Here is a 24,756-nt window from a genome sequence, read left to right on the forward strand (position 1 = left end):
GGGAGACTTCATGATCCGACGTTCGATGCGCGCGGCGCTGCTGGCCTCCACGCTCGCGGCGCTCGCCGGCTGCCACGCGCGCCGCCCCGCCCCCGCCCCCGCGTCCGTGGTGCCGGCCACGCTGCCCTACCTGTCGCGCGCGGCGTGGGGCGCGCACGCGCCCGTGCTCTCCATGAAGGAGCACGTGCCCGACCGGCTCACCATCCACCACACCGGCGTCGCGCAGGCGCCCGCGCGCACGCCGGGCGAGAAGCTGCGCGCGCTGCAGCAGTTCTCGCAGCGCGAGGACCGGCTGGCGGACGGGCGCGTGAAGAAGCAGTGGGCCGACGTGCCGTACCACCTCTACGTCACCACCGACGGCACGGTCGTCGAGGGGCGCGAGTGGCGCTACGTCGGCGACTCCAACACGCCGTACGACCCCACCGGCCACCTGCTGGTCGTCGTCGAGGGGAACTTCGAGACGGAGACGCTGACCGAGGCGCAGCGGCGCACGCTCGACGTGCTGGTGCCCGCGCTCGCGCGGCGCTTCGGCATTCCCGCCACGCGGCTGGGCGCGCACCGCGACTTCGCGACCACCGCCTGCCCGGGCCACAACCTGTACGCGCAGCTGCCGCACTACCGCGCGCTCATCGCCGCCGCCACGCCGTGACCACGCCGTGATCCGCTCGATGCGTCCCCGCCTCCTCGTCGCGCTCGCGCTCGCGCTCCCCGCCGCTGCCCGTGCGCAGGTGCCCGCGCCGCCCGCCGGCGCCGACACGAGCGTCCACCTCGTCGTCACGCTCGACCGCCCCGACTGGAAGTACGCCCTCGGCGACACGGCGCGCTTTCGGGTGTCGCTGGTGCGCGCGGGGCGTCCGATCCCGGGTGCACGCGTGCGCGTGGACCTGGCGCGCGAGCGCATGCCCGCGATGCGGCGCGACACCGTCGACCTGTCGAGTGGTGCGGCGACGCTGCGCGGTGCGCTCCCGGAGCCGGGCTTCCTGCGCGCGACGGCGTCGATCCGGCTGGACAGCGTGACCTACACCGCGATGGCGACGGCCGGCTTCGCGCCCGAGCGGCTGCGCCCGACGACGCCGATGCCCGCCGACTTCGAGGCGTTCTGGCGGAAGGCGGTCGCCGACGCGCGCCGCACGCCGCTGGCGCCGGTGATGACGCGGCTCCCCGAGCGCTCGACGCCGGAGGTGGACGTCTACCACGTCTCCTTCCAGAACCAGCGCGTCGGCAGCCGGCTGTACGGGATGCTCTCGGTGCCGACGAAGCCGGGGAGGTACCCGGCGATGCTCGTCGTGCCGGGCGCCGGCGTGCGGCCGTACTTCCCCAGCGTGGCGACGGCGCGGCGCGGCGTGGTGCACCTCGCGATCGGCATCCACGGCATCCCGGTCGACCGCGACTCGCTGCTCTACAACGAGCTGCGCGCCACCGCGCTGCAGAACTACATGCGGGCGGGGATCGAGGACCGTGACCTGTACTACTACAAGCGGGTACTGGTGGGCGTGGTGCGCGCGGGCGACTTCCTGATGTCGCTGCCGCAGGTGGACTCGACGCGCTACGTGGTGCAGGGCGGCAGCCAGGGCGGGGCGCTGGCGATCATGGCCGGCGTGCTCGACCCGCGCGTGAAGGCGATCGCCTCCAGCTATCCGGCGATGTCGGACCACTTCGGCTACCTGCACGGCCGCGCGGGCGGCTGGCCGCACGTGTTCCAGGACACGGTGGGGATGAAGGCGAAGCCCGAGAAGATGGAGACGCTGAAGTACTACGACACGGTGAACTTCGCGCGGCTGCTGCGCGTGCCGGGCATCTACGCGTGGGGCTACAACGACACGACCGTGCCGCCGACCAGCTCGTACGCGGTCTACAACGTCATCACCGCGCCGAAGCAGGTCATCATCGTGCCGGAGACGGGGCACTACCGCGTGCCCGCGCAGTCGGACCCGATGGATGCCTGGCTGCTGGAGCGGCTGGGCGTGCACGCGCCCTGACGATTCGATCGCTCTTCATGGTCCGGTATGCTGGACCTGTTGGGCCTTTGGTGAGGATGCGGATGCTCCGGATCGGAACGGATCATTCGGATCGCTCCGCGCGGTGCATGGGGCGTCGCCGCCACGTGGGACGATCCGGAGTATCCGCTGCATCCGGAGCATCCGTATCCTCACCAACAGGCACAGGCACCGGCGCGACTCCACGCAGCACGCAGCCCACAACGAGCTCTCGCCATGCGCCGTCTCCTCCGGCTCCCACTGATCGCCGCCCTGACCGCCTGCGATCCCGCGTCCGTCGACGGGCCCGTCGCCGTCACCGGTGCCCGCACGGAGCCGGCGCTCGTGCGCTTCGCGGAGCAGGACGCGGCGGTGTCGCTGCCGGACACGGTGGCCGCGGGCGCGACGTTCACGCTCGTGGCGACGACCTTCGGCGGCGGCTGCGTGCGCGAGGTGCGCCCGCCCACCGTGCGCGCGGCGGACACGCTCGCCGTGGTCTCGCTCTTCCACCACAACACGGGCGCCGAGATCTGCACGGACGACCTCAAGTTCCTGGAGCACCGCGTCGCGCTGCGCGCCGGCGGCCGCGGGCGGATGGTGGTGCAGGTCCAGGGCGCCAACCGCGGCCGCGAGACGGCCTGGACGACCGTGCCCTGGGTGCTGACGCGCACGCTCGTCGTCCGCTGAGCCGGACGGGCGGACTGCTGGCGCGGGCGGCCCGCGCGCGCGAGCTTCGACGGGCACGCGCATCGCGCCGCGGACGCGCCGCCGGGGGGCGGACGCCCGCGCACGCCGTGCAGGAGGCTCCATGAAGAAGCACTCGCCGCGGCCGATCCCCGACTTCTCGCGCCACCCGCAGCAGCCGCATCAGCTGCACCAGCTGCACGCGCCGGGCGCGCACGCGGACGACCCGGGCCGTTCACCGGCGCCGATGCACACGCGGGCCGTCGACCAGGACCACCGGAGCGAGGCGCGCGACCGCTCCGCGCCGCCGGCGCGCGTGAAGCCGCACGCGACGTCGCAGAAGTCGGGACGCCGGGGCCAGTAGCGGAGCCGCGCCGATGCCCCTCCCCCGCGCGGTCGCGCAGCGCCTCCCGGTCCTCGTCACCGCCTGCTCGGCCCTGGTGGGCCTGCTCGGCGCGCTGGCGCTGCGCGACCGCGTGCGGCTGGTCGACATCCTCTCGCTCTTCTTCGGCGGCGTCGGGACGGGCGCCGGGCTGACGGAGACGATCGTGCGCCGGCGGCTCGCCGCGCGCGAGGCGGCGGCCCGTTCGGCGGCCGCCGGTCCGCCGGCCCGGCCCTGGGGCCCGCCGCCGGGTCTCCCGCCGGGCCTCCACACGCCGCCCACGGTCCCCTGGCGCCCCGCCCCGGCCGAACAGGACGGCCCCTAGGCGGGAGCGCCGGGCTCCTGTGACTCTTGGGGGATGCGGATGCTCCGGATCGGAACGGGTCCTTCGGATCGCTCCGCATGGAGGCGACGCCCCGTGTGCCGAGCGGAGCGATCCGTCCGATCCGTTCCGATCCGGAGCATCCGCGTCCTCTCCAGAGGAGAACGGGTCCGGTGCGCCGACGCGTCCCGAGGCCCGATCCGCAGCCCGCAGCCCGCAGCCCGCAGTCTCGCAGGCCACCAGCGTGACGGTCCGCGCGTGACCCGCCGCGCGGCCGGCCCGTCCCCGACGTAGCGCGTGCGGCCCGGCCAGCCCGGCCGGGAGTCCCGGCGCGCGAACCGTCCAGGACACGCCATGCGCATCGCCGCCACAGTGCTGCGGGCCACGCTGGTGATCGGCGCCTTCACGCTGCCGGTCGTCGCGCAGACGATCCTCGCCCCGGCCTCCGCCACGGCCGCCCCGTCGCACGAGATGGTCGTGCGCCCCGTGGGCGGGTTCGTGATGACGGGCATCACGCTCACGCCCCGGCAGCAGGCGCGCGTGCGCGACATCAACGAGCGCTACGCCGCGGCGCGCGACTCGATCATCGGCGACGACGAGCAGCCGGCCGCCGACTCGGTGACGCGCGCGCGCCTCGTCGAGAACATCGACCAGATGATGGCCGAGGAGCGCCTGGTGCTGACGCCGGCGCAGCGGGCGCGCTTCGACCGGAACGTCGCCGCCGTGCAGGCCCGCCGCCGCGCGCTCGTGCGCCGCGACTGAACGCCGCCTCGCGCGATCCGCGTGTCGGGTCGCGCGCGATTTCTCCGCAGCAGGAGGTGGGACCGACGCGGAACCGACGTCGGCTCCCCTCCTCGCCTGCCACCGGAGAGATCCCATGCTGCCCATCCGCCGTCCCGCGCTCGGCGCCGCGCTCCTGCTGCTCGCCGCGTGCGACGCCACGCCCACCGCGCCGCGACGCGCCAGCGGCACTGCGCCGTCGCGCGTCACCGCCGCCGACAACACGAACGACGCGCCGTCGCGCGAGAACGAGACCGTCTACGACCTCGAGGGAGGCGTCGTGACGTTCTACTGCAGCGACGGCCGCACGAGCGAGCCGGTCGCGCTGTCGGGGCGCATCCGCGAGAAGACCACGTCCATCGGCACGCCCGACGGCACCGTGCGCTTCCACCAGCTCTCGATCCCCGACGGGCTGCAGGGCGTCGGCACCGTCACCGGCCAGCCGTACCGCGTCGTCGAGCGCTCGAACATCTGGGGCCACTACGCGGAGCGCGGCGTGATCGGCCACCAGCGCATCGTGTGGACGCTGCGCGCGCGCGACACGATGGAGACGTACACGCTCACCTACACGCAGCACTACACCATGGACGAGAACCGCGACCTGGTGATGGTGCGCGAGTGGGAGCGCGCCGCCTGCAGCTGACTCGCGCGTCGGGCCGATGATGCGCGATGGTGCGTGATGATGCGTCATGGTGCGCGCGAGCCGGGGACCGCATCTTCCGGGATGCGGTCCCCGCTCGACGTCTACCTTCCCGATCCGGACGCCGTGGAGCGCCACGCGGTGGACGTGCGCGCGGACGCCGCGGCGGTGTGGCGCGCGCTGCACGCGGCCGACCTGGGCGGGCCGGTCGCGCGCGTGCTGCTGGCGCTGCGCACGGGCCGCCTGCGCCGCGGACCGACGACGCTCGCCGACCTGCGGCGCGGCGGCTTCGCGACGCTCGGCGAGTCGACGGGCGCGTGGATCGTGCTCGGGCTCACGGGGCGCTTCTGGACGCCCGCGGGCGGACTCGTGCCGACCGATCCGCGCACGTGGGCCGCGGGCCCGCCGCCGGGCGCCGCGCAGGCCGCGTGGAGCTTCGAGCTCCGGCCCACGGAGGACGGCCGCACGCGGCTGGCGACCGAGACGCGCGTGCGCTGCGCGGACCGCGCGGCGCGCGGCGCCTTCCGCGCCTACTGGCTGGTGGTGCGGCCGTTCAGCGGGCTGCTGCGCATCCTCATGCTGCGCAACGTGCGCCGCGCGGCGGAGGGCGGCTGACCGCGCCGGACCCGTTGCCTGTTGGGGGGATGCGGATGCTCCGGATTCCTCCACAGGCCACAGGGCACGGGCGCGCCGGACACCCGATCGGCAACGGCAGCGTCGGCGGCGCGTATCATGGGGAGCGCCCCGCGCGCGTCCGCCTCTCCGCCTCACGACGCTTCACCGCCGCACGCGATGCCCAACCCGCGCGTCTGGAACCGCCGCCTCCACCGCTGGGGCGCCGTGCTCGTCGCCCTGCCGTTCCTCCTCGTGATCGGCACGGGGCTGCTGCTGCAGGTGAAGAAGCAGGTGCCGTGGGTGCAGCCGCCGGAGCAGCGCGGCGCGGTGCACGTGCCCGCGCTCTCGCTCCCCGACGTGCTGGCGCGCGTGCAGGCGGTGCCGCAGGCCGGCATCCGCAGCTGGGAGGACGTGGACCGCGTCGACGTGCGGCCGTCGAAGGGGATCCTCAAGGTCGTCGGCACGTCGCGCTGGGAGGTGCAGCTGGACGTCGCGACCGGCGCGGTGCTCCAGGTCGCGTACCGCCGCTCGGACCTGATCGAGAGCCTGCACGACGGCTCGTTCTTCCACGACCGCGTGAAGCTGCTCGTCTTCCTGCCGGTCGCGGTGATCGTGCTCGGCCTCTGGGTGACGGGCATCTACCTCTGGCTCCTTCCCATCCGCGCGCGCCGCGCCAACGCCGCGAAGCGCGACGCCGCGACGATGCGTGCCGCCTGAGGTGCGTCCGCCCGACACGCGCGGCGGCTGGCGCACGCGCGCCGTCGCCCGCGCGGTGAGCGCGCTGATCCGGCGCCGCGACTGGGGGGACGAGCACGCCCTCGTGCGACGCGCGCGACGGCTCTTCGGCGCGCCGGCCGCGTACGGCCAGCTGATGCTGCGCGGGCTGCGGCGCGAGCCGCTCGAGGCGCCCGGCCTCCGCGGCGAGTGGCTCGTCCCGCGCGACACGCGGCCGGGTGTCGTGCTCTACGTGCACGGCGGCGGCTTCGTCTCGTGCAGCCCCGCCGTCTACCGGCCGCTGACCGCCGCGCTGGCGCGCCGCACGCGGCAGCGCGTGCTGGCGCTCGACTACCGGCTCGCGCCCGAGGCACGCTTCCCCGCCGCGCTCGACGACGCCGCGGCCGCGTACCGCTGGCTGCTCGACACGGGCGTCCCCGCTGGCAGGATCGCGGTCGCCGGCGACTCGGCCGGCGGCGGCCTCGCGCTGTCGCTGGCGCTGCGCGTGCGCGACGCGGGCTGGCCCGCGCCCGCGTGCGTCGTCCTCCTCTCGCCGTGGACGGACCTCACGGGAGGCGGTGCGTCCGTGCGCGCGAACGACGGCCGCTGCGACATGTTCCGCCCGGCCAACATGCCCGACTTCGCGGCCGTGTACCTCGGCGGCGCGTCGCCGCGCGATCCCGCCGCGTCGCCGGCGTTCGCGCCGCTGCACGGCCTGCCGCCGCTCCTGCTGCACGTCGGCGCGCGCGAGCTGCTGCTGGACGACGCGCGGCGCGTGCACGACGGCGCGATCGCCGCGGGCGGGACGAGCCGGCTGGTCGAGTTCGAGGACGCGTTCCACGGCTGGCAGCTGCTGTCGCCCTGGCTGCGCGACGCGCGGGCCTCACTCGACGACGTGGCGGCGTTCATCGACGCACACCTCCCGCGCGCGTCGTGACCGCGCCACGGCTCCTCCTCGTGCGCCACGGCCGCTCGGCGCACGTGCACGGCGGCGGGTGGATCGATGCCGCGGGCGTGCACGCGTGGCGCACGTCCTACGACGCGGCCGGCATCACCGACGACGCGCCGCCCGCGACGCTGGTGCGTGCGTGCGCGGACGGCGCTCGCGTCGCGTGCAGCGACCTGCCGCGCGCCCGCGCCTCCGCCGCGCGTCTGGCCGCGGGGCGCCCGGTGCTCGAGTCGCCGCTGCTGCGCGAGTCCGCGCTCGCGGTGCCGGACTTCTTCCGTCTGCGGCTGCCGCTGATGGCGTGGGGCATGGTGATCCACGCCGCGTGGCTCGCGGCGCTGGCGCGGGGCACCGACGCGTCGCCGGCCGAGCGGGCGCGGGCGGCCGAGGCGGCGACATGGCTCGCGGAGCTGGCGCGCGCGGACACCGCGTCGCCCGTCGTCGCGGTGACGCACGGCGTCTTCCGCGGGCTGCTGCACGACGCGCTGCGCGCCGACGGCTGGCGGGCGGGAGGCGGGCAGCGCGACTATCGTCCGTGGAGCGTGTGGCGCTACGAGCGGCCGTGAGTCGGAGGAGTGCGTTGGGATCGGATCGTCGTCGCAGGATCGTGCGCACGCTGTGCGCGCCGCTGCTGGCCGCCGGCTGCGCCTCGGGCGAGCCGCCCGCCGCGCCGCGTGAGGAGCCGCAGGCTGAGCCGGGCGGGCCGGGGACGCCGCCGCTGGTCGTCACCGTAGGGGCACGGGACATCTCGCTGCGTCCGCGCCAGTCGTCGCGGCTGGAGGCACGCGTCGCCGCGACCGGCGCGTCGGCCGCCGGCACGTCGCTGGCCGTCGGCTATCGCTCGGCCGATCCGTGCATCGCGGCGGTGAGCGCGGATGGCGTGGTGACCGCAGGGCATGTGGGCACCACGACCGTCGAGGCGTACGCGCTCGCGGCGCCGCTCACGGCCCGCACCGCGATCGAGGTGCGCGTCGCCATCCCGCGTGGGCCGGCGTTCGGCTTCGGGTCGGTGACCGCCGGCGACCCGCCGACGCTGGTGGACATCACGCAGCCCATCGGGGGCACGATCACGATCACCGTGTTGGCCGGCGTGGAGCTCGCGGCGCCCGGCACACGGATCGACGTCTCGCTCGATGGCCGACCGCTGGGGAGCGTGCCGCTGGTGGCGTCCACCGACGCGATGCTGTCCATCCCGTTCACCGTCAACACCGCCGCGCGCGATTCCGTCACTGGCGCGCGGCTGTTCGCCGACGGCACGCGGATCTTCCGCGCATCGCTCGTCCCTTCGGTGGTGACGGGCACCGCGGAATGCCCACCCCTCGCCGTCGGGCCGGGGACGGCGACGCAGCTCCTGCAGCTGCGCAATCCGTAGCGGCGGGCGGCGGGTCCTGTTCCGTGCCCTCGCCAGCCATCGCCGTGTTTGCCATTGGAGAGGATTCGGATGCTCCGGATCGGAGCGGATCGAACGGATCGCTCCGCGCGAGTGCACGGGACGTCGCCGCCACGTGGGCCGATCCGCCGCATCCGCGGCATCCGCCGCATCCGCGTCCTCCCCACAGGCAGCAGGGGCCCGGCGCGCGAGCCCCGGAACGGCATCGGACACGGTGATGGGATGATGAGCAGGCTCCGTGGAGCGCACAGAACGACGCGCCGCACGGAGCCTCCTGGTTCATCCTGGTCATCCTGTCCGTTCTTGTGATGCGGGTCCGGTACGCCGATGCCTAGTGCGCGCGCAGCGACCGCGCGACCAGCCCCACGCCCGCCGCCAGCAGGCCGAGCATCACCAGCGTGTTGAAGAGGCTCGTCGGGCGGAAGTAGACCTGCAGGTTGACGATGATCCCCGTCACGATGATCACCGCGCCTGCCGCCGTCAGCAGCCAGCCCCACACCGAGCGGCCGTCGAAGAACAGCAGCCCGATGCCGAGCAGCAGCGGGACGAGCGACATCCCGAACGCGCTGTGCCCCCACAGCTGCCAGTAGCCGCTGCTGACCGTCACCTGGTTGGTGAGCAGCCACCCGCCGGCGACCACCAGCGCCGCGCCGAGCAGGAACTCGCCGATGCCGCCGGGCGTGCCGCCCGCGCCGCGCGGACGCTCGCCGCGCGTGTCGTCCCGCAGGTCCTCCATGCGCCGTTTCCTCCGGAATCCGGTGACGTGTCCCGCGCTCCGACAAGGTTCGCTCTCCGCGCGCGCTCCACAACCTCCGCACATGGCGCGGCTGGCGTGAGCCGGGCGGGCGCGCCAACGTACGCTCCCCTGCCCGTCCCCGCCTCCGGAGCCTCCATGTCCCGCCTCCGTCCCGTCCTCGGTCTCGCCGTCGGCGTCGTGCTCGTGGTGAGCAGCGCGATGCACTCGCTCATGGGCTGGCCCGGCCTGCACGCCGCGCTCGTCGCCGCCGACACGCCGTCCGACCTGATCGCCGGCCTGCGCATCGGCTGGCACTTCGGCGGCGCGATGATCCTGACGCTGGGGCTCGTGTCGCTCTGGTCGTTCGCGCAGCGCCTGCGCGGGCGCGCGGTGTCGCTGCAGGCGCTGCGCGCGTTCGCCGCCGCGTACGCGCTGTTCGGCGCCTACGCGCTCGTCACCGGCGACCTGAACCCGTTCTTCCTCATCTTCGTCGTGCCGGGCGTGCTGCTGTTCGTCGCGGCGGGCGAGCCGGCCGTCGCCGTCCGCGACGCGTTGCCGCTCGCGGCGTGAGCACCGCATGAGCGTCGGATGAACGTCGCGCTGCTGCTGGTCCCCTTCGACTCCGCGCAGCGCGGCGCGCGCATGGGCGCGGGCCCCGAGGCGCTGGTGCGCGCGGGCCTCGCCGACGCGCTCGCGCGGCGCGGCCACGACGTGACGCAGACCGTCGTCGAGCCGCCATCCGACGCGTGGCGCGCGGAGATCGCGACCGCGTTCGCGCTGGCGGCCGCCGTGTCCGACGCGGTGCGCGACGCGCGCGCATCCGATCGTTTCCCGCTGGTGCTCGCCGGCAACTGCCTGACGTCGCTCGGCGTCGCCGCGGGGCTCGGGGAGGCGCCGAGCGTGCTGTGGTGCGACGCGCACGGCGACTACAACACGCCCGAGACCACCGTCGGCGGCTTTCTCGACGGGATGGCGCTGGCGACGCTCACGGGCGCCTGCTGGCGCGCGATGGCGTGCGCCGTGCCCGGCTTCGTGCCCGTCGATGCGTCGCGCGTGTGGCTGCTGGGCGCGCGCGACCTGGATCCCCTGGAGGCGGAGGCGCTGCGTACGTCGCCCATCCGCCAGGTGCCCGCGTCGGCGATCGACGCGCCGCTGGCGGACGACGCGGCGCGCGCGCTGCCCGGCCCACGCTACCTGCACCTCGACCTCGACGTGCTCGATCCGCGCGACGGCCGCGCGAACGGCTACGCGGCGCCCGACGGCGTGCGAGCCGCGGCGCTCGTGCGCTTCTGCGGCGCGCTCGGCGCACGCGCGCGGCCGGCGGCGATGACGCTGTCGGCGTACGATCCCGCGCACGACGCGGACGGGCGCGCGGCGCGGGTCGCGATCGCGGCGGTGGAGGCGCTGCTGGGCTAGCGCGCCGCGGCCGGCACCACGCGCGTCTGCACGCGGCCGCCCGGCACCCGCGCCCAGCGCGGCGCGTCATCCGCCAGCCGCGCGGGCAGCGCCGCCACGTCGCCGGTGCGCGCGAGGTGGGCGTCGAGGAAGTCGGCGAGCGACGCGACCATCGCGACGTACGCCGCCGCCTTCGTCGCCACCGACGAGTCGCGCGCGGCGTAGCCCGCGCCCGGGCGCGCCGGCAGCAGCGGCTGCCAGAGCAGCGCGTACGAGTTGAAGTCGACGTGGTCGAGCCCCGTGAGCTCGACCGAGTAGCGCGGCGCGCGCGTCATCGCGTCGAGCACCCGGCGGTCCACCGTCGTGTCGGCGCGGTGCATCTCGAACACCGGCACGGCAACACGCGTGGGCACGAACAGCGGCGCGCGCAGCACGCGCTCCGTGTGCGAGCGTCCGATGAAGGACGCGTCGAGCCCGAACACCGCGTCCACCCACCGGTTGCGCGCGGCGGCCACCAGCCCGGCCGCGCCCCCGAAGCTGAAGCCACCGGCAGCGAGGCGCGTGCGGTCGGCGTACGGCACGCGCGCGAGGTGCGCGATCACCGCCTCCACGTCGCGCGTCATCGTCTCGAGGCCCGCGTCGTCGGCCGGCAGGTCGGCGCCGTCCACGCCGACCGACGGGAACGCGGCGACGACGTAGCCGCGGCTGGCGAGGTGCTCCCACAGGACGACGTTCTCGTCGACGCTGTGGTACGCGCCGCCGCCGAAGACGACGACCGGGAAGCGTCCCGGCGCCGCCGGCGCGGCGCGCACGACGGGCCGCGGCGTCGCGAGCAGCCGCGCCATCACGCCCGCGGTGTCGCCCGCCGTGACCGCGCCGCCGAGCGCGCGCGCGTAGCGCCGCGCGGTGAACTGGACGAGGCCGAGGGTGCGCTCGCGCAGCGCGTCGGCCACCGGCGGCGCGCTGCCGGCGTCGGGCCGCACGTCGAGGTAGTCGCCGTAGCGCAGCGTCGCGCGCGACGTGGCTGGCGATGTCGCACGTCGCGCGGCCGGATACCAGATGCGCAGCGGCAGCACGCGCGGCGCCTCGGACGCGCCGACACCGGACCGCGCGGTGGACGCGGCCGTGTCGGGCACCGCGGTGCGCGTGGAGTCGACGACGTACGTCAGGCGGTAGCCGACGGCGTGGCGGCCGGGGGGCAGGTCGGCGGCCTGGCTCTGCGCCCGTGCGGGCAGGCAGGCGGCGATCACGAGGGCGGGCAGCAGCGAGATGCGCACGGCGGGTCGGGCGAGGGACTACGGGAGCGACCGGGCGTCGCCCCTCGACACACGACGCGGCCGCGGCGTCCGGAGCTTCGCGCCGCGGCGACGCGCACGATCATTTTTTCCATCCGTGAACGAATCGCTGTCCGCCGCGGACGCCGCGTGACGCCGCCGCGCGTGCCGGAGTCCGCCCTCGGGACCACCCGCCGCACTCCCTCGCCACCAGGATCCGCGATGGCCGCGCCTCACCCCCGGACCGCCGGCCGCGTGCGCCCCAAGGCCGTCTGCGTCTGCCGCGATGGCGACCGCATCCTCGTCAACGCGGCCGTCGACCGCGTGAAGGGCGAGCGGTACTACGGCCCGCTCGGCGGCGAGATCGAGTTCGGCGAGTACGCCGCGGACGCCGTCGCGCGCGAGCTGCGCGAGGAGATCGGCGTCGCCATCGAGGAGGTGCAGCTGCTCGGCGTGCTCGAGAACGTGTTCACCTACGAGGGGACGCCGGGGCACGAGATCGTCTTCGTGTTCGACGCGCGGCTCGCCGACCCGTCGCTGTACGCGCGCGCGACGCTCGTCGGCGAGGAGTCGAACGGGCTCACCTTCGTCGCGCAGTGGCTGCCGCTGGAGACCTTCGCGCCGGGCGGCCCGCCGCTCTACCCCGACGGCCTGTACGCGCTGCTGCATGCAGGACGGCGCGCACGGCGGGACGCCTGACCGATGCTCTACCTCGTGATCGAGCACTTCCGCGGCGGTGACCCGGCGCCCGTGTACCACCGCTTCCGCGACCAGGGCCGCCTCGCGCCCGATGGCCTGCGCTACGTCGCGAGCTGGGTGACGACCGACCTCGCGCGCTGCTACCAGGTGATGGAGTGCGACGACCGCGCGCTGCTGGATGAATGGATCGCGCGCTGGGCGGACATCGTCGCGTTCGAGGTCGTGCCCGTGGTGACGTCGGCGGAGGCGGCGCGGGCGGTTCTTGGACCCTGACGCTGCGGGCTGCGTGCTGCGTGGCATGCACCGCCGCGCCGGACCGCTCTCGCCTTTGGGGGGATGCGGATCCTCCGGATGAAGGCGGATGCTCCGGATCGCTCCGCATCGGCGCAGGGAGCGTCGCCGCCATGCGGAGCGATCCGAACGATCCGTTCCGATCCGGAGCATCCGCATCCCCCCAACGGACACCATCTCCGCGGCGCACCGACGCGTCCCGAGCGGCCGTACACGCAGCACGCAGCACGCCGCCGAGTATTGTCCCTTCCCTCACGCCGCCCCTACATTCGCCCGTCCCCAACCTCTGACGGAGCAGTGACCATGCGAGCGATCATGTGGCGCGTCGTGCTCGGCGCCGCGCTCGCGCTGGCGGCGGTGCCGCGCGGCGCGGCGGCCCAGAACGAGGGTGCCCTGCGCGCCGCGTTCGAGGGGCGGACCGTCACCGTGCGGATCGACATGCCCGCCACCAGCCAGGGCGTCGACGTCTACCCGCTGGACGCCGTGCCGCTGGACGTGCGCGAGGTCGCGCAGCGCCTCAAGGACAACGGCACCGCGCTGCGCATCGGCCAGCAGGCGATGGTCACCAAGGTCGTCGTCAAGAAGAACTCGCACATCGAGTTCCAGCTCGGCGGCGGCGGCTACGGCACGCTCGGCGACTGGTCGGGCTCCACCGTCAACGCCGTCGCCGCCGGCGAGACGCGCGCCGAGAAGGCGCTGCGCGACTCCATCAAGGCGACGTCCGACAGGGGGCAGCGCCAGCGCATGCAGCGCGAGCTCGACGCGCAGCGCAGCGCCCGCGAGCGCGAGAACGCCCGCGCCGCCGCCGAGGCGCAGCAGGCCAACGCCGCGCGCGAGACGCTGCTGCGGGCGAAGCGCGTCGAGAGCGGCAGCCGCTTCAACGTCCGCTTCCGCCAGGGCATCCCGCCCGAGCAGCTGACGCCCGAAGGCGTGATGCGCGCGCTCGCGCGCTGGGTCGACTTCGGCGCCGCGACGCCGGCGGGCGCGCCCACGGCGACGCCGGTCGTGAAGGACGACGCGACGCCAGCGGCCACCGGCATCGCCGCGCTGCGCAAGGGACTGCTCGTCGAGCAGGTCGAGGCGCTGCTCGGCCCCGCGAGCGCGGTCGGCGAGTCGCGCGAGGGCACGCTGACGCTCGTGCGCCGCACCTACCGCCGCGACGGGATGCAGGTCGTCGGGCGGTTCGTGAACGACGTCCTGATCGACTTCGCGATCACGCCCCGCTGACGGGGCCCGCGCCCGCGTCGGCCGCCGTGGTGCGCGCACCCTCGATCGCGTCGCGCACCGCGCCCACCAGGTCGCGCGCGGTGAACGGCTTGTGCAGCAGCGCGACGACGCCGAGCGCCTGCACCAGCGCCGGCGTGACGAGGTGGCTGTAGCCCGTCGTGAGGATGACCGGCAGCCCGGGGCGCAGGCGCAGCAGCTCGCGCGCGAGCTTGTCGCCGGTGAGCCCCGGCATCGTGACGTCGCTGACGACGACGTCCACCGCGCCGCGCGGCTCGTCGAGCGCGTGCAGCGCCTCGATCCCGTCGCGGCAGTAGGTCACGTCGTAGCCGGCGCGCGTCAGCGCCTGCGTGGCGAAGCGCGCCAGCGACGGCTCGTCCTCCACCAGCATCACGCGCCCGCGGCCGTGCACGTCGGGCGTGGGGCGCGGCTCGGTCACCGGCGGCGTGGGCGCGAGCGGCAGCGACACGCGGAACGTCGCGCCCGCGCCCGGCGCGCTGTCGACCGCGATCGTGCCGCCGTGCGCGGTGACGATGCCGTGCACCACCGCGAGCCCCATCCCCGTCCCCTCGCCGCGCGGCTTCGTCGTGTAGAACGGCTCGAACAGGCGGTCGCGCGCTTCCACCGGGATGCCCTGGCCCGTGTCGCGCACCGCCAGCACCGCCGCCGGCGGGCCGCCGCGCCGCTCGACCGCCAGCGTCACCGAGAGGAAGCCGCCGCCCTCCGCGCGCATCGCGTACTCGGCGTTCGTGCACAGGTTCACGATCACCTGCTGCAGCGCCGTCGCGTCGCCGAGCACCGCCACCGGGTCGTCGGGGAGCCGCGCGTCGAGCGTCACGGTCGAGGGGATGGTCGCGCGCAGCAGCCGCAGGCTCTCCTGCGTCAGCGCGCGCAGGTCCACCGGCGCGGTCTGCCGCTCGGAGTGGCGGCTGAACGTCAGGATCTGGCGCACCAGGTCGCGCGCGCGCAGGCTGGCCGTGCGGATCTCCCGCAGCGACTCGCGCAGCGCGTGCCCTTCGGGCACCAGCGCGTCGACGTCGCCGAGCGCCAGCTCCGTGTTCCCCAGCACGACGCCGAGCATGTTGTTGAAGTCGTGCGCGATCCCGCCCGCCAGCGTGCCGAGCGACTCCATCTTCTCGGTCTGGCGCACGCGCTGCTCCAGCGCACGCCGCTCGGTGTCGTCGTCCACCGTGCCGACGAAGCCGGTCACGCGGTCCCCCTCGCGCACGGGCGTGATGCGCGTGCGCACGTGCCGCTCGCTCCCGTCGGGCAGGCGCAGGCGGTAGTCCTTCGTCGCGGGCCGCCCCTCGGACAGCGCGGCGTCGCGTTCCGCGAACACGCGTGCTCGGTCGTCGGGATGGATGCGCTGCTCCATCGCCTCGCGGCCGAACGGCGTGTCGGGCGTGAGGTGCCAGATCTCGTTGAGGCGCGGGTTGGCGTACACGACCTGGCCGCGCGCGTCCATCAGGTAGATGCCGAGCGGTGACCCCGCGGCGAGCGTGCGGAAGCGCGCCTCGCTCGTGCGCAGCGCGTCCTCGGCCTGGTGGCGCGCGGTGACGTCCTGCGACACCACGGACACGCCCGTGATGCGCCCCCGCTGGTCGACGATCGGATGGAAGGTGCTCTCGAAGTAGCGCAGGCCCTCGGCGAGCGGCTGCAGCGTCAGCTCGACGAAGCGCTCGCCGGACAGCGCGCGGTGGTAGTAGGCGGTCCAGAGCGCGCGCAGGTCGTCGGGGAACTGCGGCCCGACGACCGCGTCGCCCACCTCGAGGTCGTGGCCGCTGATCTGCCGCTGCGCCGCGTGGAACTGCGCGTTCGCGCTCAGCAGCCGCAGCTGCGGGTCCACCGCCCAGAGCAGCGCGTCGGTGTTGTCGAGCATGGCGAGCATGCGCGCGCGCTCCAGCACCAGCTCGTTCACCAGCCGCACGTAGAACTCCTGCGGCACCGGCGCGCGGAGCGGCGTGCGCGCGTCCGTGGCGCGGGCGCGCTGCGCGGTGGGCGCCGAGAGGTCGACGGCGTAGCCCATCCACTGGCCGTCGGCGCCGGGGATGAACGCGCACACGAGGAGCACCGGCACGCGCGTGCCGTCCTTGCGGTAGAACTCCTTCTGGTACGGCACCGTGAAGCCGCCGCTCTCGGCGGCCTGGCGGCTGCCGGCCGCGTCGAGGTGGAGGAACTCGGGCGGCGTCATCTCCGCCCAGTTCATGCGCCCGGCCTCGAAGTCCTCGCGCGTGTAGCCGACGATCGCGAGGAAGGCGTCGTCGGCCTCGGTGATCTCCTCGCCGATCCCCATCATCACGCCGACGATCGACGCCGGCAGCCGCGGCGCGGCGGGCGGGACGTGCACCGCGCGAGGACGCTCGACCGCCTCGTCGCGGCCGTGGGTGATGTCCATCGTCGGAGTGGGCGCGGGTGGACCGGTCGAGAATCCCTTGCCCCCCCAGTATTGGGCACAACGCCGATCCTGGCCATGGCCGCCGCGTGCGGAATCGGTGCGTGGAGCAGCCGACTGCCGCAGACGTCGCCGGACTGCCGGAGACGGATGTTCAGCGCGTCCGTCCGGTCGGCGCACGGGCCCCGGAGCGGCGAACGGCGTTGGCAAGGATGAAAGTCCGATAAGGTCTGATAACGACGGAGGGCTCCGGTGTGGCGCGACGTTCGTCGCCACCACGCGGAGCCATCCGTCGTCATCCGATCTGGTCAGATCTTGTCCTTGCCGATGCCGTTCGGGCCCGATGGGATCATGCAGGACTCAGGACCCGCAGTCCGCAGCCCGCCGCCCGCAGCTTGTCTACACCGCCTCCGAGATCGACGCGAAGTTGAAGTCCCGCACCTTCAGCGACGGCATCACCTGCCCCGCGCCGATCCGCTCCGCGCGCCCGATCGCCTCGATGCGGTTCAGCATCAGCAGCGGGCTGTCGTTCCAGCGGAAGTTCTTCAGGCTGCGCGTGATCTTCCCGCGCTCCACCAGGAACGTCCCGTCGCGCGTCAGCCCCGTGAAGCTCGCCGTGCGCGCGTCCAGGCTGCGGATGTACCACGCGTGCGTCACCAGGATGCCGCGCTCCGTGCCCGCGATCAGCTCGTCCAGCGTCTGCGTGCCGCCGAGCATCTTGAGGCCACCACCGCCGCCATCGCCGCCCCCGAAGCCGCCGCCGCCGCCGCCCGCGACCGACTCCGGCAGCCCGCGCCGCTGCGCCCAGTAGCGCGAGTAGGCGAGCGTCTTCAGCACGCCGTTCTCGATCCACACACGCCGCCGCAGGGGCAGCCCGTCCCCATCGAAGGGGGCGCCGCGCAGATCCGGATCCTCCGGATCCGAGAGCAGCGTCACGCGCGCGTCCGCGATCTTCTCGCCCAGCAGCGTCGCGCCCGCGGGCACGCCCTCGCCGCGCCGCGAGAACGGGGAGCGCCCCTCCTCCGCCGTGCGCGCGTTGAAGCCGCCCAGCAGGAGCGGGATCAGGTCGCCCACCGCCTGCGGCTCCAGGATCACCGTGTAGCGCCCCGGCTCGATCGCCTGCGGGTTGCGCGACGCGACCGCCTTCTGCGCCGCGCGCTTCCCCAGCGCCGCCGCGTCGATCTGCGCCCACTCGCGCGCGCCGGCGGCGGCCCAGCCGGAGCCGGTGCCGTCGGGCGTGCGCACCGTGCAGCTCAGGCTCACGTCCGTGCTCTGGTGGAACGCGAACAGCCCCTTCGACGTCGCCACCGCGCTCGCGTGCGTCGCGTTCGCCTCCAGGTAGCCGGCGACGAACAGGTCCTGCGCGGGATCGGCCGCGCGCGCCGTCGTGATGAGCCGCGACACCGCCTCCGCGCGCGCCTCGGCGTCCAGCGCGGCGGTGCGCGTGTCGTACGCGTTCACCGCCGCGTACGTCTGCGGGCCCAGCTCGGGCATCAGCTCCGGGTCCTCGGGCGACAGCTTCGCGAGGCGCTCGCTCAGGTCCACCGTGCGCTGCAGCGACGCGTCGTCGGTGACGTTGGTGGACGCGCTCGCGCGCCGCTTCCCGATGGTGCTGACGACGGTCACCGTGAGGTCGGTCGCGCTGCCGGAGGTCGTGATCTCGCCCCCCGCGAAGCGCGACTGCCCCGTGGCGGTGGAGCGGACCACCACGCGCGTCTGGTCCGCCTTCGCGAACGAGAGCACGCGCTTCGTGAGCGCCTGCATGTCGGCGCGCACGTCGAGTCGGATCGGCCGGTTCGGCATCGTCGTGATCTGCCCTGGTCAGCCGGCGCGGCCGGTGTTGATGATGGAGATGTTGCGGAAGCGCGCCGCCGGGCAGCCGTGGCTCACCTGGTTCGACTGCCCCGGCTCGCCCTTCCCGTCGTTGAACGTCCCCCCGAGGAAATAGGTCGACTTGCCGCCGAGCATGTCGAGCGCGTTCCAGAAGCTCGTGGTCGTCGCCTGGTACGCGACGTCCTTCACCATGCCCACGACCTTGCCCTTGCGGATCTCCCAGTACGCCTGCCCGCCGAACTGGAAGTTGTAGCGCTGGTGGTCGATCGAGTACGAGCCGCGGTTCGTCACCATGATGCCGCGGTCCGTCGCGCTGATGATGTCGTCGAGCGTCACGTCCCTGTCGTTCGGCAGCAGCGACACGTTCGGCATGCGCTGGAACGGCACGTCGCTCCACGACTGCGCGAACGAGCAGCCGTGCGACCGCTTCACGCCCGTCAGCGGCGCGATCCACGCCGCCTGCTCGCGCGTCGTCTGGTAGTCCTTGAAGATCCCCCGGTCGATGATCGTCCACTCGTCCGCCGGCACGCCCTCGTCGTCCCACGCCACGCGCGCCAGCGAGTCGGGCGCCGTGCGGTCGGCGCGGATGTTCATCAGCTCGGAGCCGAACTTCAGCTTCCCGATCACCTTCTCCGGCGGCGCGACGAAGCTGGTGCCGGCGTAGTTCGCCTCGTAGCCCATCGCGCGATCGAGCTCCGTCGGATGCCCGACGCTCTCGTGGATCGTGAGCCAGAGGTTGCGCGGGTCGAGCACGAGGTCGTAGCGCCCCACCTCCACCGACCGCGCCGTCAGCTTCTCCGCCGCCAGCGCCGCCCACTTCTCGGCGTTCGTCGGCAGGTCGAGCTGCTGCATGTACTCCCAGCCGGAGCCGCGTGGCGCCAGCTCCTCGGTGTACGCCTGGAAGTCGCCGTTCCCCAGCGCCGTCGCCGTGAAGCTCGGCGCGATGCGGTAGAACGTCTGCGTCACCAGCGTGCCGTCGGTCGTCGCCAGCGTCTTCTCCTCGCGCAGCGCCGCGACGCCCGAGTTGGCGAAGCGCACGCCCTTCACCTTGAGCGCCGCCTCGTTGGCCGCCAGCAGCAGCGCGACCTTGTCCTCGATCGGCACGTCGAAGGGATCCGTCTTCACCGGCGTCTTCCACGTCCCCTTCACCGCGCTCACCGGCGCCAGCTCCACCGGGCGGCGCTGCGCGCGCCTGGCGGCGCGCGCGGCCTTCGTCGCCTCCAGCGCCGCCTTGCGCACGCCGTCGCGCGAGACGTCCTGCGTCCCCGCGAAGCCCCACGCGCCGTTCACCAGCGCGCGCACGCCCACGCCGTAGCTCTCGCTGTCGCTGACGCCCGTCACCTGCCGCTCGCGCGTGTTGATGGACTGGCGGCGGTAGCGGCCGATGCGCACGTCGGCGTAGGACGCGCCGTTCTCGGTGGCGGCCTGCAGCGCCTCCTGCGTCAGCTCGGCGGCGTACGCGTCGATGCCGTGCGCGGGGCTGACGAGGCGCGCGGGCGGCGCGGCGTGCAGCACGCGCCCGGTCGCGCCGGCGGCCAGCGCGGCGGCGCCGACCGTCTTGAGGAAATCGCGGCGGTCCGTCATGGGGGAAGACTGAGGAAGGGAAGTGCGTGGATCGGAGAGCGCCGTGCGCGGCGGAACGACGAACGGCATTGGCAAGGATGAAGATCTGAAAAGATCTGACAAGAGCGGATGGCTCCGCGTGGGGTGACGTTCCTCGCCCTCACGCGGAGCATCGGCGGTCATCCGATCTTTCAGATTTTCATCCCTGCCGCCGTTGCTCTTCAGGGTCCGACGCGAGGGGGCCGGACCCGCAGCCTTTCACTGATGCTCGGCGAAGATACGCGCGACCTGCCGTGGATCGTTGGTGCGCGTGAGCGCGAGCATCAGCAGCACGCGCGCCTTCTGCACGTTCAGGTCGCCGGCGCCGACCGTGCTCGGCTCCTCGGGCGCGTCGGCCGCGCCGCCGCGGCGGCGCACGCCCTGGCCCACCGGCACCGAGCCCGCGCCCGTGCGGCTGCCCATCACCACCACGACGCCCTGCGCGATCGCGCGGCTGATCGCGTCGCGCTGCGCCGACGCCAGGCCGCCGCGCCCCACGCCCGCGACCACCAGCCCGCGCGCGCCCGCGGCGACCAGCGCGTCCACCGCCGCGCCGTCCGCGCCGACGTAGCTGTACACCACGTCCACGCGCGGCAGCTCGCGCACGTTCGCCAGGTCGAACGTCGGCGCGCGCACGGGCAGGCGGTGCCACACCACGCGCTCCGGGTCCGCCACCCCCAGCGCGCCGCGCACCGGCGCGACGAAGGCGTCGGGGCGCACCGTGTTGGCCTTCGTCGCGTCGCGCGCCGCGAGGATCTCGTCGTTCATCAGGATCATCGCGCCGCGCCCGCGCGCCGCGGGATCACGCGCCACGCGCGCGGCGTGCATCAGGTTCGCGGGGCCGTCGATGCCGACGCCGTCGGCGGGGCGCATCGCGCCGGTGACGACGACCGGGCGCGCGTCCGCGACCGTGAGGTCGAGGAAGTACGCCGTCTCCTCCATCGTGTCCGTCCCGTGCGTCACCACGACGCCGGCCAGCGCCGGGCGCGCGCGCAGCGTGTCGGCGATGCCGCGCGACAGCGCCAGCCACATCGCCGGCGTGAAGGCGCCCGACCCGACGTTGGAGAACTGCTGCGCGCTCACGCGGGCGACGGTGTCGAGCGCCGGCACCGCCTTCAGCAGCGCCTCGACGCCGATCTTCCCCGACTCGCCGCCGTAGTAGTTGGTCGACGCGATGGTGCCGCCGGTGGCGACGATGTGCACCTCGGGGCGCGCGGGCGTGGCGGCGGTGGTGGTGCCCTGCGCTGCGCCGAGGGAGGGCGCGAGCGCGGCCAGCAGCGCGGCGAACGGCAGCGAGGGTCGGGTCACGCGGCGGTGCTGGCGTGGGGAGGGGTGTTGGTGCGGCGCGGCGTCGTCGCGCGCGCGAGCGTCAGCGTGAACGTCGACCCGCGCCCGACCTCGCTCGTCACGCTCAGCGTGCCGCCCATGCCCTGCGCCAGCTCGCGGCTGATCGCCAGCCCCAGGCCCACGCCGTCGTTCGGGCGGTTGAGTGCGCGGTCGCCCTGCACGAACGCGTCGAAGATCGACGGCAGACGCTCCGCCGGGATGCCGATGCCGGTGTCGCGCACGTGCACCCGCACCGACGACGCGTCCGCGTCGCACGACAGCGCCACGCTGCCACCCTCCGGCGTGTACTTGATCGCGTTGCCGAGGAGGTTGAGCACGAGCTGGCGCAGCTTGTCGCGGTCGGCGCGCACGGCCAGCAGCGGATCGCACGCGTGGTGCTCGAAGGTCAGCCCGCGCGCGCGCACCTGCGGCGCCACCAGCGCCTCGAGCCCCGACAGCGCGTCGTCCAGGGGCACGTCCTCGATCGCGTACTGGACCTGCCCCGCGTCGATGCGCGCGAAGCTCAGCACGTCGTTGATCAGCGTCAGCAGGTGCGCCTGGCTGCGCCCGATGCGCAGCAGCGCCTCGCGCTGCGCGTCGGTGACGGGGCCGTGGATCCCCATCTCGATCAGCTCCGCGTAGCCGCCGATGGCATTGAGCGGCGTGCGCAGCTCGTGCGACATCATCGCCAGGAAGTCGCTCTTCGCGCGGTTGGCGCGGTCGGCCTCGGCGCGCGCGCGCTCGGCCTCCTCGCTCGTGCGGCGGAGGCGCGCGTTGGCGACCGTCAGCGCGTCGGCCGCGGCCTGCGCGTCGGCGGCGCGGCGCTCCAGCTCCTGCCGCGCGGTGACGACCTGCCGCGCCATCGCGTCGAAGCTCGCCGCCAGCCGCCCCACCTCGTCGCGGCTCGGCGCCGCCACGGGATGCTCGTACGTGCCGCGCGCCAGCTCCTCCGCCGCGTCGGTGAGGCGCGTCAGCGGGCGCGTGATGCGGCGCCCGATCGCCCACGCCAGCAGCCCGCCCGCCGCGACCACGCCCAGGCTGAGGAGCGCGAGCGTGCGCACCGCGCGCTGCGGGCGCGCGAGGATGCTGCGCTCCGCCGCCTCGAACGACACCACCCACGGCGTCCCCGGCACCTGCGCCGCCGACACCATCACGCGGCCGACGCCCGGCCGCTCGGCCCACACGCCGTCCGCGGTCGAGTCGCGCGCCGCCAGCGGCGCCGCCTCGCCGCCGCCCGCGAAGGCCGCGGCCGTGCCGTCCTCGTTCGCGACGACCACCATCACCTCGTCGCCCGTCAGCCCGCGCAGCGTGCGCGCGGCGGCCGCCCCGCCGGAGTAGCGCGGCTGCGCGACGTGGCCAATGACGCGGCCGTCCACGTCGCGCACGGGCATCGACGTCCAGTAGACCGCCACGTCGCCCTCGCGCGCGAGCGGCGAGAGCGTGGGCGCGTCGGGCGCGCGTCCCGGGCGCTCGTCGGTCGACCGCGGGGCCGGCGGGAGCGGCCGCTCCACGCGCGGCGGCAGTGCCCGGCCGACGAACGTCACCAGGCGCCCGCGCGCGTCCCACAGCTCCACGGGCAGCAGCGAGTCGCGCGGCGTCAGCAGCTCCGCCAGCGCCTCGTGCGCCGCGGCCTCGCGCGCCGGCGTCGGCCCCTCGGCGAGCAGCGCGGCGAGCGCGGGCTGGCGCGCCACCTCGCGCACCTCGGCGCCGCGCAGCACCATCGCGGTCCCGGTGTTGCTCGCGATCTCGCGGGCACCGTTGCGCAGGCGCTCGCGCATGCTCTCGATCTCGCGGTGCGTGAGCGTCTCGTACGTCGCCCCCAGCAGGACCGCCAGCCCGGCCGCGAGCACGCCCGTGATCAGCAGCGGGAGCCGGCGCTCGAGCGATGCCGCACGGGTGTGCGAGGATCCGGGGAGTGGGCGCTCGGGACTACGCACCAGAGACCACCACGGCAGACGGTGAGACGGGGCACGACGAGGCCGGGCGCAGCGACTCCCCGGCGGTCGGAAACTATCGGGGGACCGGGGGCGGGCAACCGTCGCGGTGGTGCAGGTGCACCATGCTCGCGCCGGCATGCGCCGGTAGCTTCGCGCCTCACACGGCGAACGCCGTCTTCCGCGTCCCGTTCCACCCCGGAGACTTCCGCATGCCCGCCCTGCTCGCGCGCGCCCTTCCGGCGACCGCCCGCGCCCTCCTGCTCCTCGCCGCCGCCGCCGGCACGGCCGCCGCGCAGGTCGGCGTGTCGTACTACACGGGCGCCCCGAACCCGGCGACGTTCAGCACCACCACCGGCGCCGACTTCGGCGGCCTCACGCTCGCCTGCACCGCGAACGTCGCGGCGGTCGACTTCCCGAGCGCGGCCTCGCTGGCCGGCATCTGCGGCGGCCCGGCGGTCAACGGCTTCGGCGAGAGCGCGCGCTTCCTCGGGGCGCTCCACGCGCCGACCGCGGGGAGCTACGTCTTCCGCATCTTCAACGACGACGGCTTCGCGCTCTTCCTGAACGGCTCGCTGGCGGTGAACCGCTTCCACGACGACTACCAGCCGAACGGGGTGCTGTACACGCTGCAGCTGCAGGCGGGGCTCAACCCGTTCCAGCTCGACTACTACGCCAACGAGGCGTCGTTCAGCTTCATCGACGTCGAGCTGCCGACGGGCGTCACGTACGCCAGCGCCGCGGCGTCGACGGTGCCGGAGCCGGCCACCGTGGCGCTGCTCGGCGGCGGACTCGCCGTGCTGGGCGCGGTCGCCCGCCGGCGCCGTGCCGCGGCCTGACGCGCACGGCCGCACGGTACGGCGCGTGCGTTTCGCGGGACCGTCGGTGCCGGTGGGCATCGGCGGTCCCTCTCGCATGGAGCGTCCCCGTGAGCAAGCTGCTGCGCGGCCTGGCCGCCGGTTACGGCGCGAAGAAGTTGGGAGGCGGCTGCTTCTCGACGATCCTGATCTTCATCCTGCTGTGGTGGCTGCTCGGCAACTTCGGGATCTTCCGGTAGGCCGGGCGCCCTGTCCCCTGGCCGTCATGGCCCCGAAGAGCGAACGGCTTTGATTAGGATCGAACGGATTGGACGGACAAGATCGGATTTCCTCCTCTGCCGCGCGTCGCTCCATGCGCCGCGAGGAGCGTACATCCGATCTTGTCCGTCAATCCGTCTAATCCTGCCTGCTCTTGTCGTTCGGGTCCGGTGCGCCGGACCCTGCTGCCCTTTTGGAGGGATGCGGATGCTTCGGATGCGACGGATGCTGCCGATCGCTCCTCGTTGTGCACGGAGCGTCGCCGCCACACGGAGCGATCCAAAGGATCCGCTCCGATCCGGAGCATCCGCATCCTCCCCAACAGGCCAACAGGTCCGGCGCGACGAAGCGCGCCGCGTCAGGCCGGCGCGCTCGCCGGCGCCGCCTCGGGGGCCTTGGCGCTAGGTCGTGTCTGACAATCCAGCCAGCGGTTCATAGCTTCGAGGGACGCTGGCTGGAGGTGCGCATGGGGTTGGCCGCCGACACGAACTGACCGACGCGGCATGGGCAGTGCTCGCGCCGTTG

The 24,756-nt window shown here is 74.5% G+C and carries 26 protein-coding genes; 19 read left to right on the forward strand and 7 right to left on the reverse strand.

Translation table 11 applies throughout. The features are described from left to right. Positions 1–10 precede the first annotated feature (10 nt). The 12 genes from rosag_RS25150 (at position 11) to rosag_RS25205 (ending at position 8,431) form a co-directional block, all read left to right on the forward strand. Positions 11–649 carry a peptidoglycan recognition protein family protein gene (locus rosag_RS25150; RefSeq protein ID WP_284352953.1) on the forward strand — a complete coding sequence of 213 codons (639 nt, stop codon included), beginning with the start codon at positions 11–13 and terminating at the stop codon, positions 647–649. A 19-nt stretch (positions 650–668) separates the two neighbouring features. Next, entirely contained in the window at positions 669–1,979 is a 1,311-nt protein-coding gene (locus tag rosag_RS25155) for an acetylxylan esterase (RefSeq protein WP_284352954.1), read from the forward strand. 234 nt (positions 1,980–2,213) lie between these two features. After that, complete coding sequence (locus rosag_RS25160; protein ID WP_284352955.1) at positions 2,214–2,663, forward strand: hypothetical protein; 450 nt, start codon at positions 2,214–2,216, stop codon at positions 2,661–2,663. A 121-nt stretch (positions 2,664–2,784) separates the two neighbouring features. Then, positions 2,785–3,024, forward strand: coding sequence for a hypothetical protein (locus tag rosag_RS25165; RefSeq protein ID WP_284352956.1), 240 nt, complete (start codon positions 2,785–2,787; stop codon positions 3,022–3,024). Positions 3,025–3,037: 13 nt separating this feature from the next. Further along, the gene (locus rosag_RS25170) at positions 3,038–3,367 is read left to right on the forward strand and encodes a hypothetical protein (RefSeq protein ID WP_284352957.1); all 330 of its coding nucleotides are present in this window, start codon (positions 3,038–3,040) and stop codon (positions 3,365–3,367) included. Between the two features lie 351 nt (positions 3,368–3,718). Continuing rightward, a complete protein-coding gene (locus rosag_RS25175) occupies positions 3,719–4,126 on the forward strand; it encodes a hypothetical protein (protein ID WP_284352958.1) in 408 nt (135 codons plus the stop codon). Between the two features lie 115 nt (positions 4,127–4,241). Next, positions 4,242–4,787, forward strand: coding sequence for a hypothetical protein (locus tag rosag_RS25180; protein ID WP_284352959.1), 546 nt, complete (start codon positions 4,242–4,244; stop codon positions 4,785–4,787). Positions 4,788–4,868: 81 nt separating this feature from the next. Beyond that, positions 4,869–5,399, forward strand: coding sequence for a hypothetical protein (locus tag rosag_RS25185; protein ID WP_284352960.1), 531 nt, complete (start codon positions 4,869–4,871; stop codon positions 5,397–5,399). A gap of 177 nt (positions 5,400–5,576) precedes the next feature. Then, positions 5,577–6,116 carry a PepSY-associated TM helix domain-containing protein gene (locus rosag_RS25190; protein WP_284352961.1) on the forward strand — a complete coding sequence of 180 codons (540 nt, stop codon included), beginning with the start codon at positions 5,577–5,579 and terminating at the stop codon, positions 6,114–6,116. Between the two features lies 1 nt (position 6,117). Continuing rightward, positions 6,118–7,050: an alpha/beta hydrolase gene (locus tag rosag_RS25195; RefSeq protein WP_284352962.1), complete on the forward strand. Its 933-nt coding sequence runs from the start codon at positions 6,118–6,120 to the stop codon at positions 7,048–7,050. Then, positions 7,047–7,625 carry a hypothetical protein gene (locus tag rosag_RS25200; protein WP_284352963.1) on the forward strand — a complete coding sequence of 193 codons (579 nt, stop codon included), beginning with the start codon at positions 7,047–7,049 and terminating at the stop codon, positions 7,623–7,625. The genes rosag_RS25195 and rosag_RS25200 overlap by 4 nt, the downstream gene beginning before the upstream one ends. Positions 7,626–7,666: 41 nt before the next feature. Further along, a complete protein-coding gene (locus rosag_RS25205) occupies positions 7,667–8,431 on the forward strand; it encodes an Ig-like domain-containing protein (RefSeq protein WP_284352964.1) in 765 nt (254 codons plus the stop codon). A gap of 349 nt (positions 8,432–8,780) precedes the next feature. Here the strand turns inward: rosag_RS25205 and rosag_RS25210 are convergent, their stop codons facing one another. After that, entirely contained in the window at positions 8,781–9,185 is a 405-nt protein-coding gene (locus tag rosag_RS25210; protein ID WP_284352965.1) for a hypothetical protein, read from the reverse strand. A gap of 156 nt (positions 9,186–9,341) precedes the next feature. On the opposite strand from rosag_RS25210, the gene rosag_RS25215 reads away from it, so the two are divergent. Together rosag_RS25215 and rosag_RS25220 are read left to right on the forward strand one after the other, a co-directional pair. Further along, complete coding sequence (locus rosag_RS25215; RefSeq protein WP_284352966.1) at positions 9,342–9,755, forward strand: hypothetical protein; 414 nt, start codon at positions 9,342–9,344, stop codon at positions 9,753–9,755. Positions 9,756–9,773: 18 nt separating this feature from the next. Further along, positions 9,774–10,601, forward strand: coding sequence for an arginase family protein (locus rosag_RS25220; protein WP_284352967.1), 828 nt, complete (start codon positions 9,774–9,776; stop codon positions 10,599–10,601). On the opposite strand, the gene rosag_RS25225 is transcribed toward rosag_RS25220, so the two are convergent. After that, on the reverse strand, positions 10,598–11,857 hold the full coding sequence (locus rosag_RS25225) for a hypothetical protein (protein WP_284352968.1): 1,260 nt from the start codon (positions 11,855–11,857) through the stop codon (positions 10,598–10,600). The genes rosag_RS25220 and rosag_RS25225 overlap by 4 nt on opposite strands. A gap of 252 nt (positions 11,858–12,109) precedes the next feature. On the opposite strand from rosag_RS25225, the gene rosag_RS25230 reads away from it, so the two are divergent. From rosag_RS25230 to rosag_RS25240, 3 genes are all read left to right on the forward strand, one after another. After that, positions 12,110–12,553: an NUDIX hydrolase gene (locus rosag_RS25230; protein WP_284352969.1), complete on the forward strand. Its 444-nt coding sequence runs from the start codon at positions 12,110–12,112 to the stop codon at positions 12,551–12,553. A gap of 3 nt (positions 12,554–12,556) precedes the next feature. Beyond that, entirely contained in the window at positions 12,557–12,826 is a 270-nt protein-coding gene (locus rosag_RS25235; protein WP_284352970.1) for a DUF3303 domain-containing protein, read from the forward strand. Between the two features lie 321 nt (positions 12,827–13,147). Then, positions 13,148–14,071 (forward strand): hypothetical protein, encoded by a 924-nt coding sequence (locus tag rosag_RS25240; RefSeq protein ID WP_284352971.1) that lies wholly within the window; start codon positions 13,148–13,150, stop codon positions 14,069–14,071. Here rosag_RS25240 and rosag_RS25245 read toward each other — a convergent pair. The 5 genes from rosag_RS25245 to rosag_RS25265 form a co-directional block, all read right to left on the reverse strand. Continuing rightward, positions 14,058–16,463: a PAS domain S-box protein gene (locus rosag_RS25245; RefSeq protein WP_284352972.1), complete on the reverse strand. Its 2,406-nt coding sequence runs from the start codon at positions 16,461–16,463 to the stop codon at positions 14,058–14,060. The two genes, rosag_RS25240 and rosag_RS25245, sit on opposite strands and share 14 nt — an antisense overlap. 396 nt (positions 16,464–16,859) lie before the next feature. Continuing rightward, positions 16,860–18,263 carry a TldD/PmbA family protein gene (locus rosag_RS25250; RefSeq protein WP_284352973.1) on the reverse strand — a complete coding sequence of 468 codons (1,404 nt, stop codon included), beginning with the start codon at positions 18,261–18,263 and terminating at the stop codon, positions 16,860–16,862. Positions 18,264–18,281: 18 nt separating this feature from the next. Continuing rightward, positions 18,282–19,877: a TldD/PmbA family protein gene (locus rosag_RS25255; protein WP_284352974.1), complete on the reverse strand. Its 1,596-nt coding sequence runs from the start codon at positions 19,875–19,877 to the stop codon at positions 18,282–18,284. 237 nt (positions 19,878–20,114) lie between these two features. Further along, positions 20,115–21,203 carry an asparaginase gene (locus tag rosag_RS25260; RefSeq protein ID WP_284352975.1) on the reverse strand — a complete coding sequence of 363 codons (1,089 nt, stop codon included), beginning with the start codon at positions 21,201–21,203 and terminating at the stop codon, positions 20,115–20,117. Continuing rightward, complete coding sequence (locus rosag_RS25265; protein ID WP_284352976.1) at positions 21,200–23,158, reverse strand: sensor histidine kinase; 1,959 nt, start codon at positions 23,156–23,158, stop codon at positions 21,200–21,202. The genes rosag_RS25260 and rosag_RS25265 overlap by 4 nt, the downstream gene beginning before the upstream one ends. A gap of 209 nt (positions 23,159–23,367) precedes the next feature. On the opposite strand from rosag_RS25265, the gene rosag_RS25270 reads away from it, so the two are divergent. Both rosag_RS25270 and rosag_RS25275 read left to right on the forward strand, forming a co-directional pair. Then, the gene (locus rosag_RS25270; protein WP_284352977.1) at positions 23,368–23,994 is read left to right on the forward strand and encodes a PEP-CTERM sorting domain-containing protein; all 627 of its coding nucleotides are present in this window, start codon (positions 23,368–23,370) and stop codon (positions 23,992–23,994) included. A gap of 89 nt (positions 23,995–24,083) precedes the next feature. Beyond that, entirely contained in the window at positions 24,084–24,212 is a 129-nt protein-coding gene (locus tag rosag_RS25275; protein WP_284352978.1) for a hypothetical protein, read from the forward strand. Positions 24,213–24,756: the final 544 nt, after the last annotated feature.

This window comes from Roseisolibacter agri (assembly GCF_030159095.1).
Taxonomy (GTDB): domain Bacteria; phylum Gemmatimonadota; class Gemmatimonadetes; order Gemmatimonadales; family Gemmatimonadaceae; genus Roseisolibacter; species Roseisolibacter agri.

Excerpts from the sequence above, each read along its gene's own strand:
- rosag_RS25240 (WP_284352971.1), top strand. The coding sequence starts at position 13,148 with ATGCGAGCGATCATGTGGCGCGTCGTGCTCGGCGCCGCGCTCGCGCTG.
- rosag_RS25255 (WP_284352974.1), bottom strand. The coding sequence starts at position 19,877 with ATGACGGACCGCCGCGATTTCCTCAAGACGGTCGGCGCCGCCGCGCTG.
- rosag_RS25190 (WP_284352961.1), top strand. The coding sequence starts at position 5,577 with ATGCCCAACCCGCGCGTCTGGAACCGCCGCCTCCACCGCTGGGGCGCC.
- rosag_RS25155 (WP_284352954.1), top strand. The coding sequence starts at position 669 with ATGCGTCCCCGCCTCCTCGTCGCGCTCGCGCTCGCGCTCCCCGCCGCT.
- rosag_RS25215 (WP_284352966.1), top strand. The coding sequence starts at position 9,342 with ATGTCCCGCCTCCGTCCCGTCCTCGGTCTCGCCGTCGGCGTCGTGCTC.
- rosag_RS25270 (WP_284352977.1), top strand. The coding sequence starts at position 23,368 with ATGCCCGCCCTGCTCGCGCGCGCCCTTCCGGCGACCGCCCGCGCCCTC.
- rosag_RS25235 (WP_284352970.1), top strand. The coding sequence starts at position 12,557 with ATGCTCTACCTCGTGATCGAGCACTTCCGCGGCGGTGACCCGGCGCCC.
- rosag_RS25160 (WP_284352955.1), top strand. The coding sequence starts at position 2,214 with ATGCGCCGTCTCCTCCGGCTCCCACTGATCGCCGCCCTGACCGCCTGC.
- rosag_RS25185 (WP_284352960.1), top strand. The coding sequence starts at position 4,869 with ATGCGGTCCCCGCTCGACGTCTACCTTCCCGATCCGGACGCCGTGGAG.
- rosag_RS25180 (WP_284352959.1), top strand. The coding sequence starts at position 4,242 with ATGCTGCCCATCCGCCGTCCCGCGCTCGGCGCCGCGCTCCTGCTGCTC.
- rosag_RS25165 (WP_284352956.1), top strand. The coding sequence starts at position 2,785 with ATGAAGAAGCACTCGCCGCGGCCGATCCCCGACTTCTCGCGCCACCCG.
- rosag_RS25245 (WP_284352972.1), bottom strand. The coding sequence starts at position 16,463 with ATGGACATCACCCACGGCCGCGACGAGGCGGTCGAGCGTCCTCGCGCG.
- rosag_RS25220 (WP_284352967.1), top strand. The coding sequence starts at position 9,774 with ATGAACGTCGCGCTGCTGCTGGTCCCCTTCGACTCCGCGCAGCGCGGC.
- rosag_RS25175 (WP_284352958.1), top strand. The coding sequence starts at position 3,719 with ATGCGCATCGCCGCCACAGTGCTGCGGGCCACGCTGGTGATCGGCGCC.
- rosag_RS25250 (WP_284352973.1), bottom strand. The coding sequence starts at position 18,263 with ATGCCGAACCGGCCGATCCGACTCGACGTGCGCGCCGACATGCAGGCG.
- rosag_RS25170 (WP_284352957.1), top strand. The coding sequence starts at position 3,038 with ATGCCCCTCCCCCGCGCGGTCGCGCAGCGCCTCCCGGTCCTCGTCACC.
- rosag_RS25150 (WP_284352953.1), top strand. The coding sequence starts at position 11 with ATGATCCGACGTTCGATGCGCGCGGCGCTGCTGGCCTCCACGCTCGCG.
- rosag_RS25210 (WP_284352965.1), bottom strand. The coding sequence starts at position 9,185 with ATGGAGGACCTGCGGGACGACACGCGCGGCGAGCGTCCGCGCGGCGCG.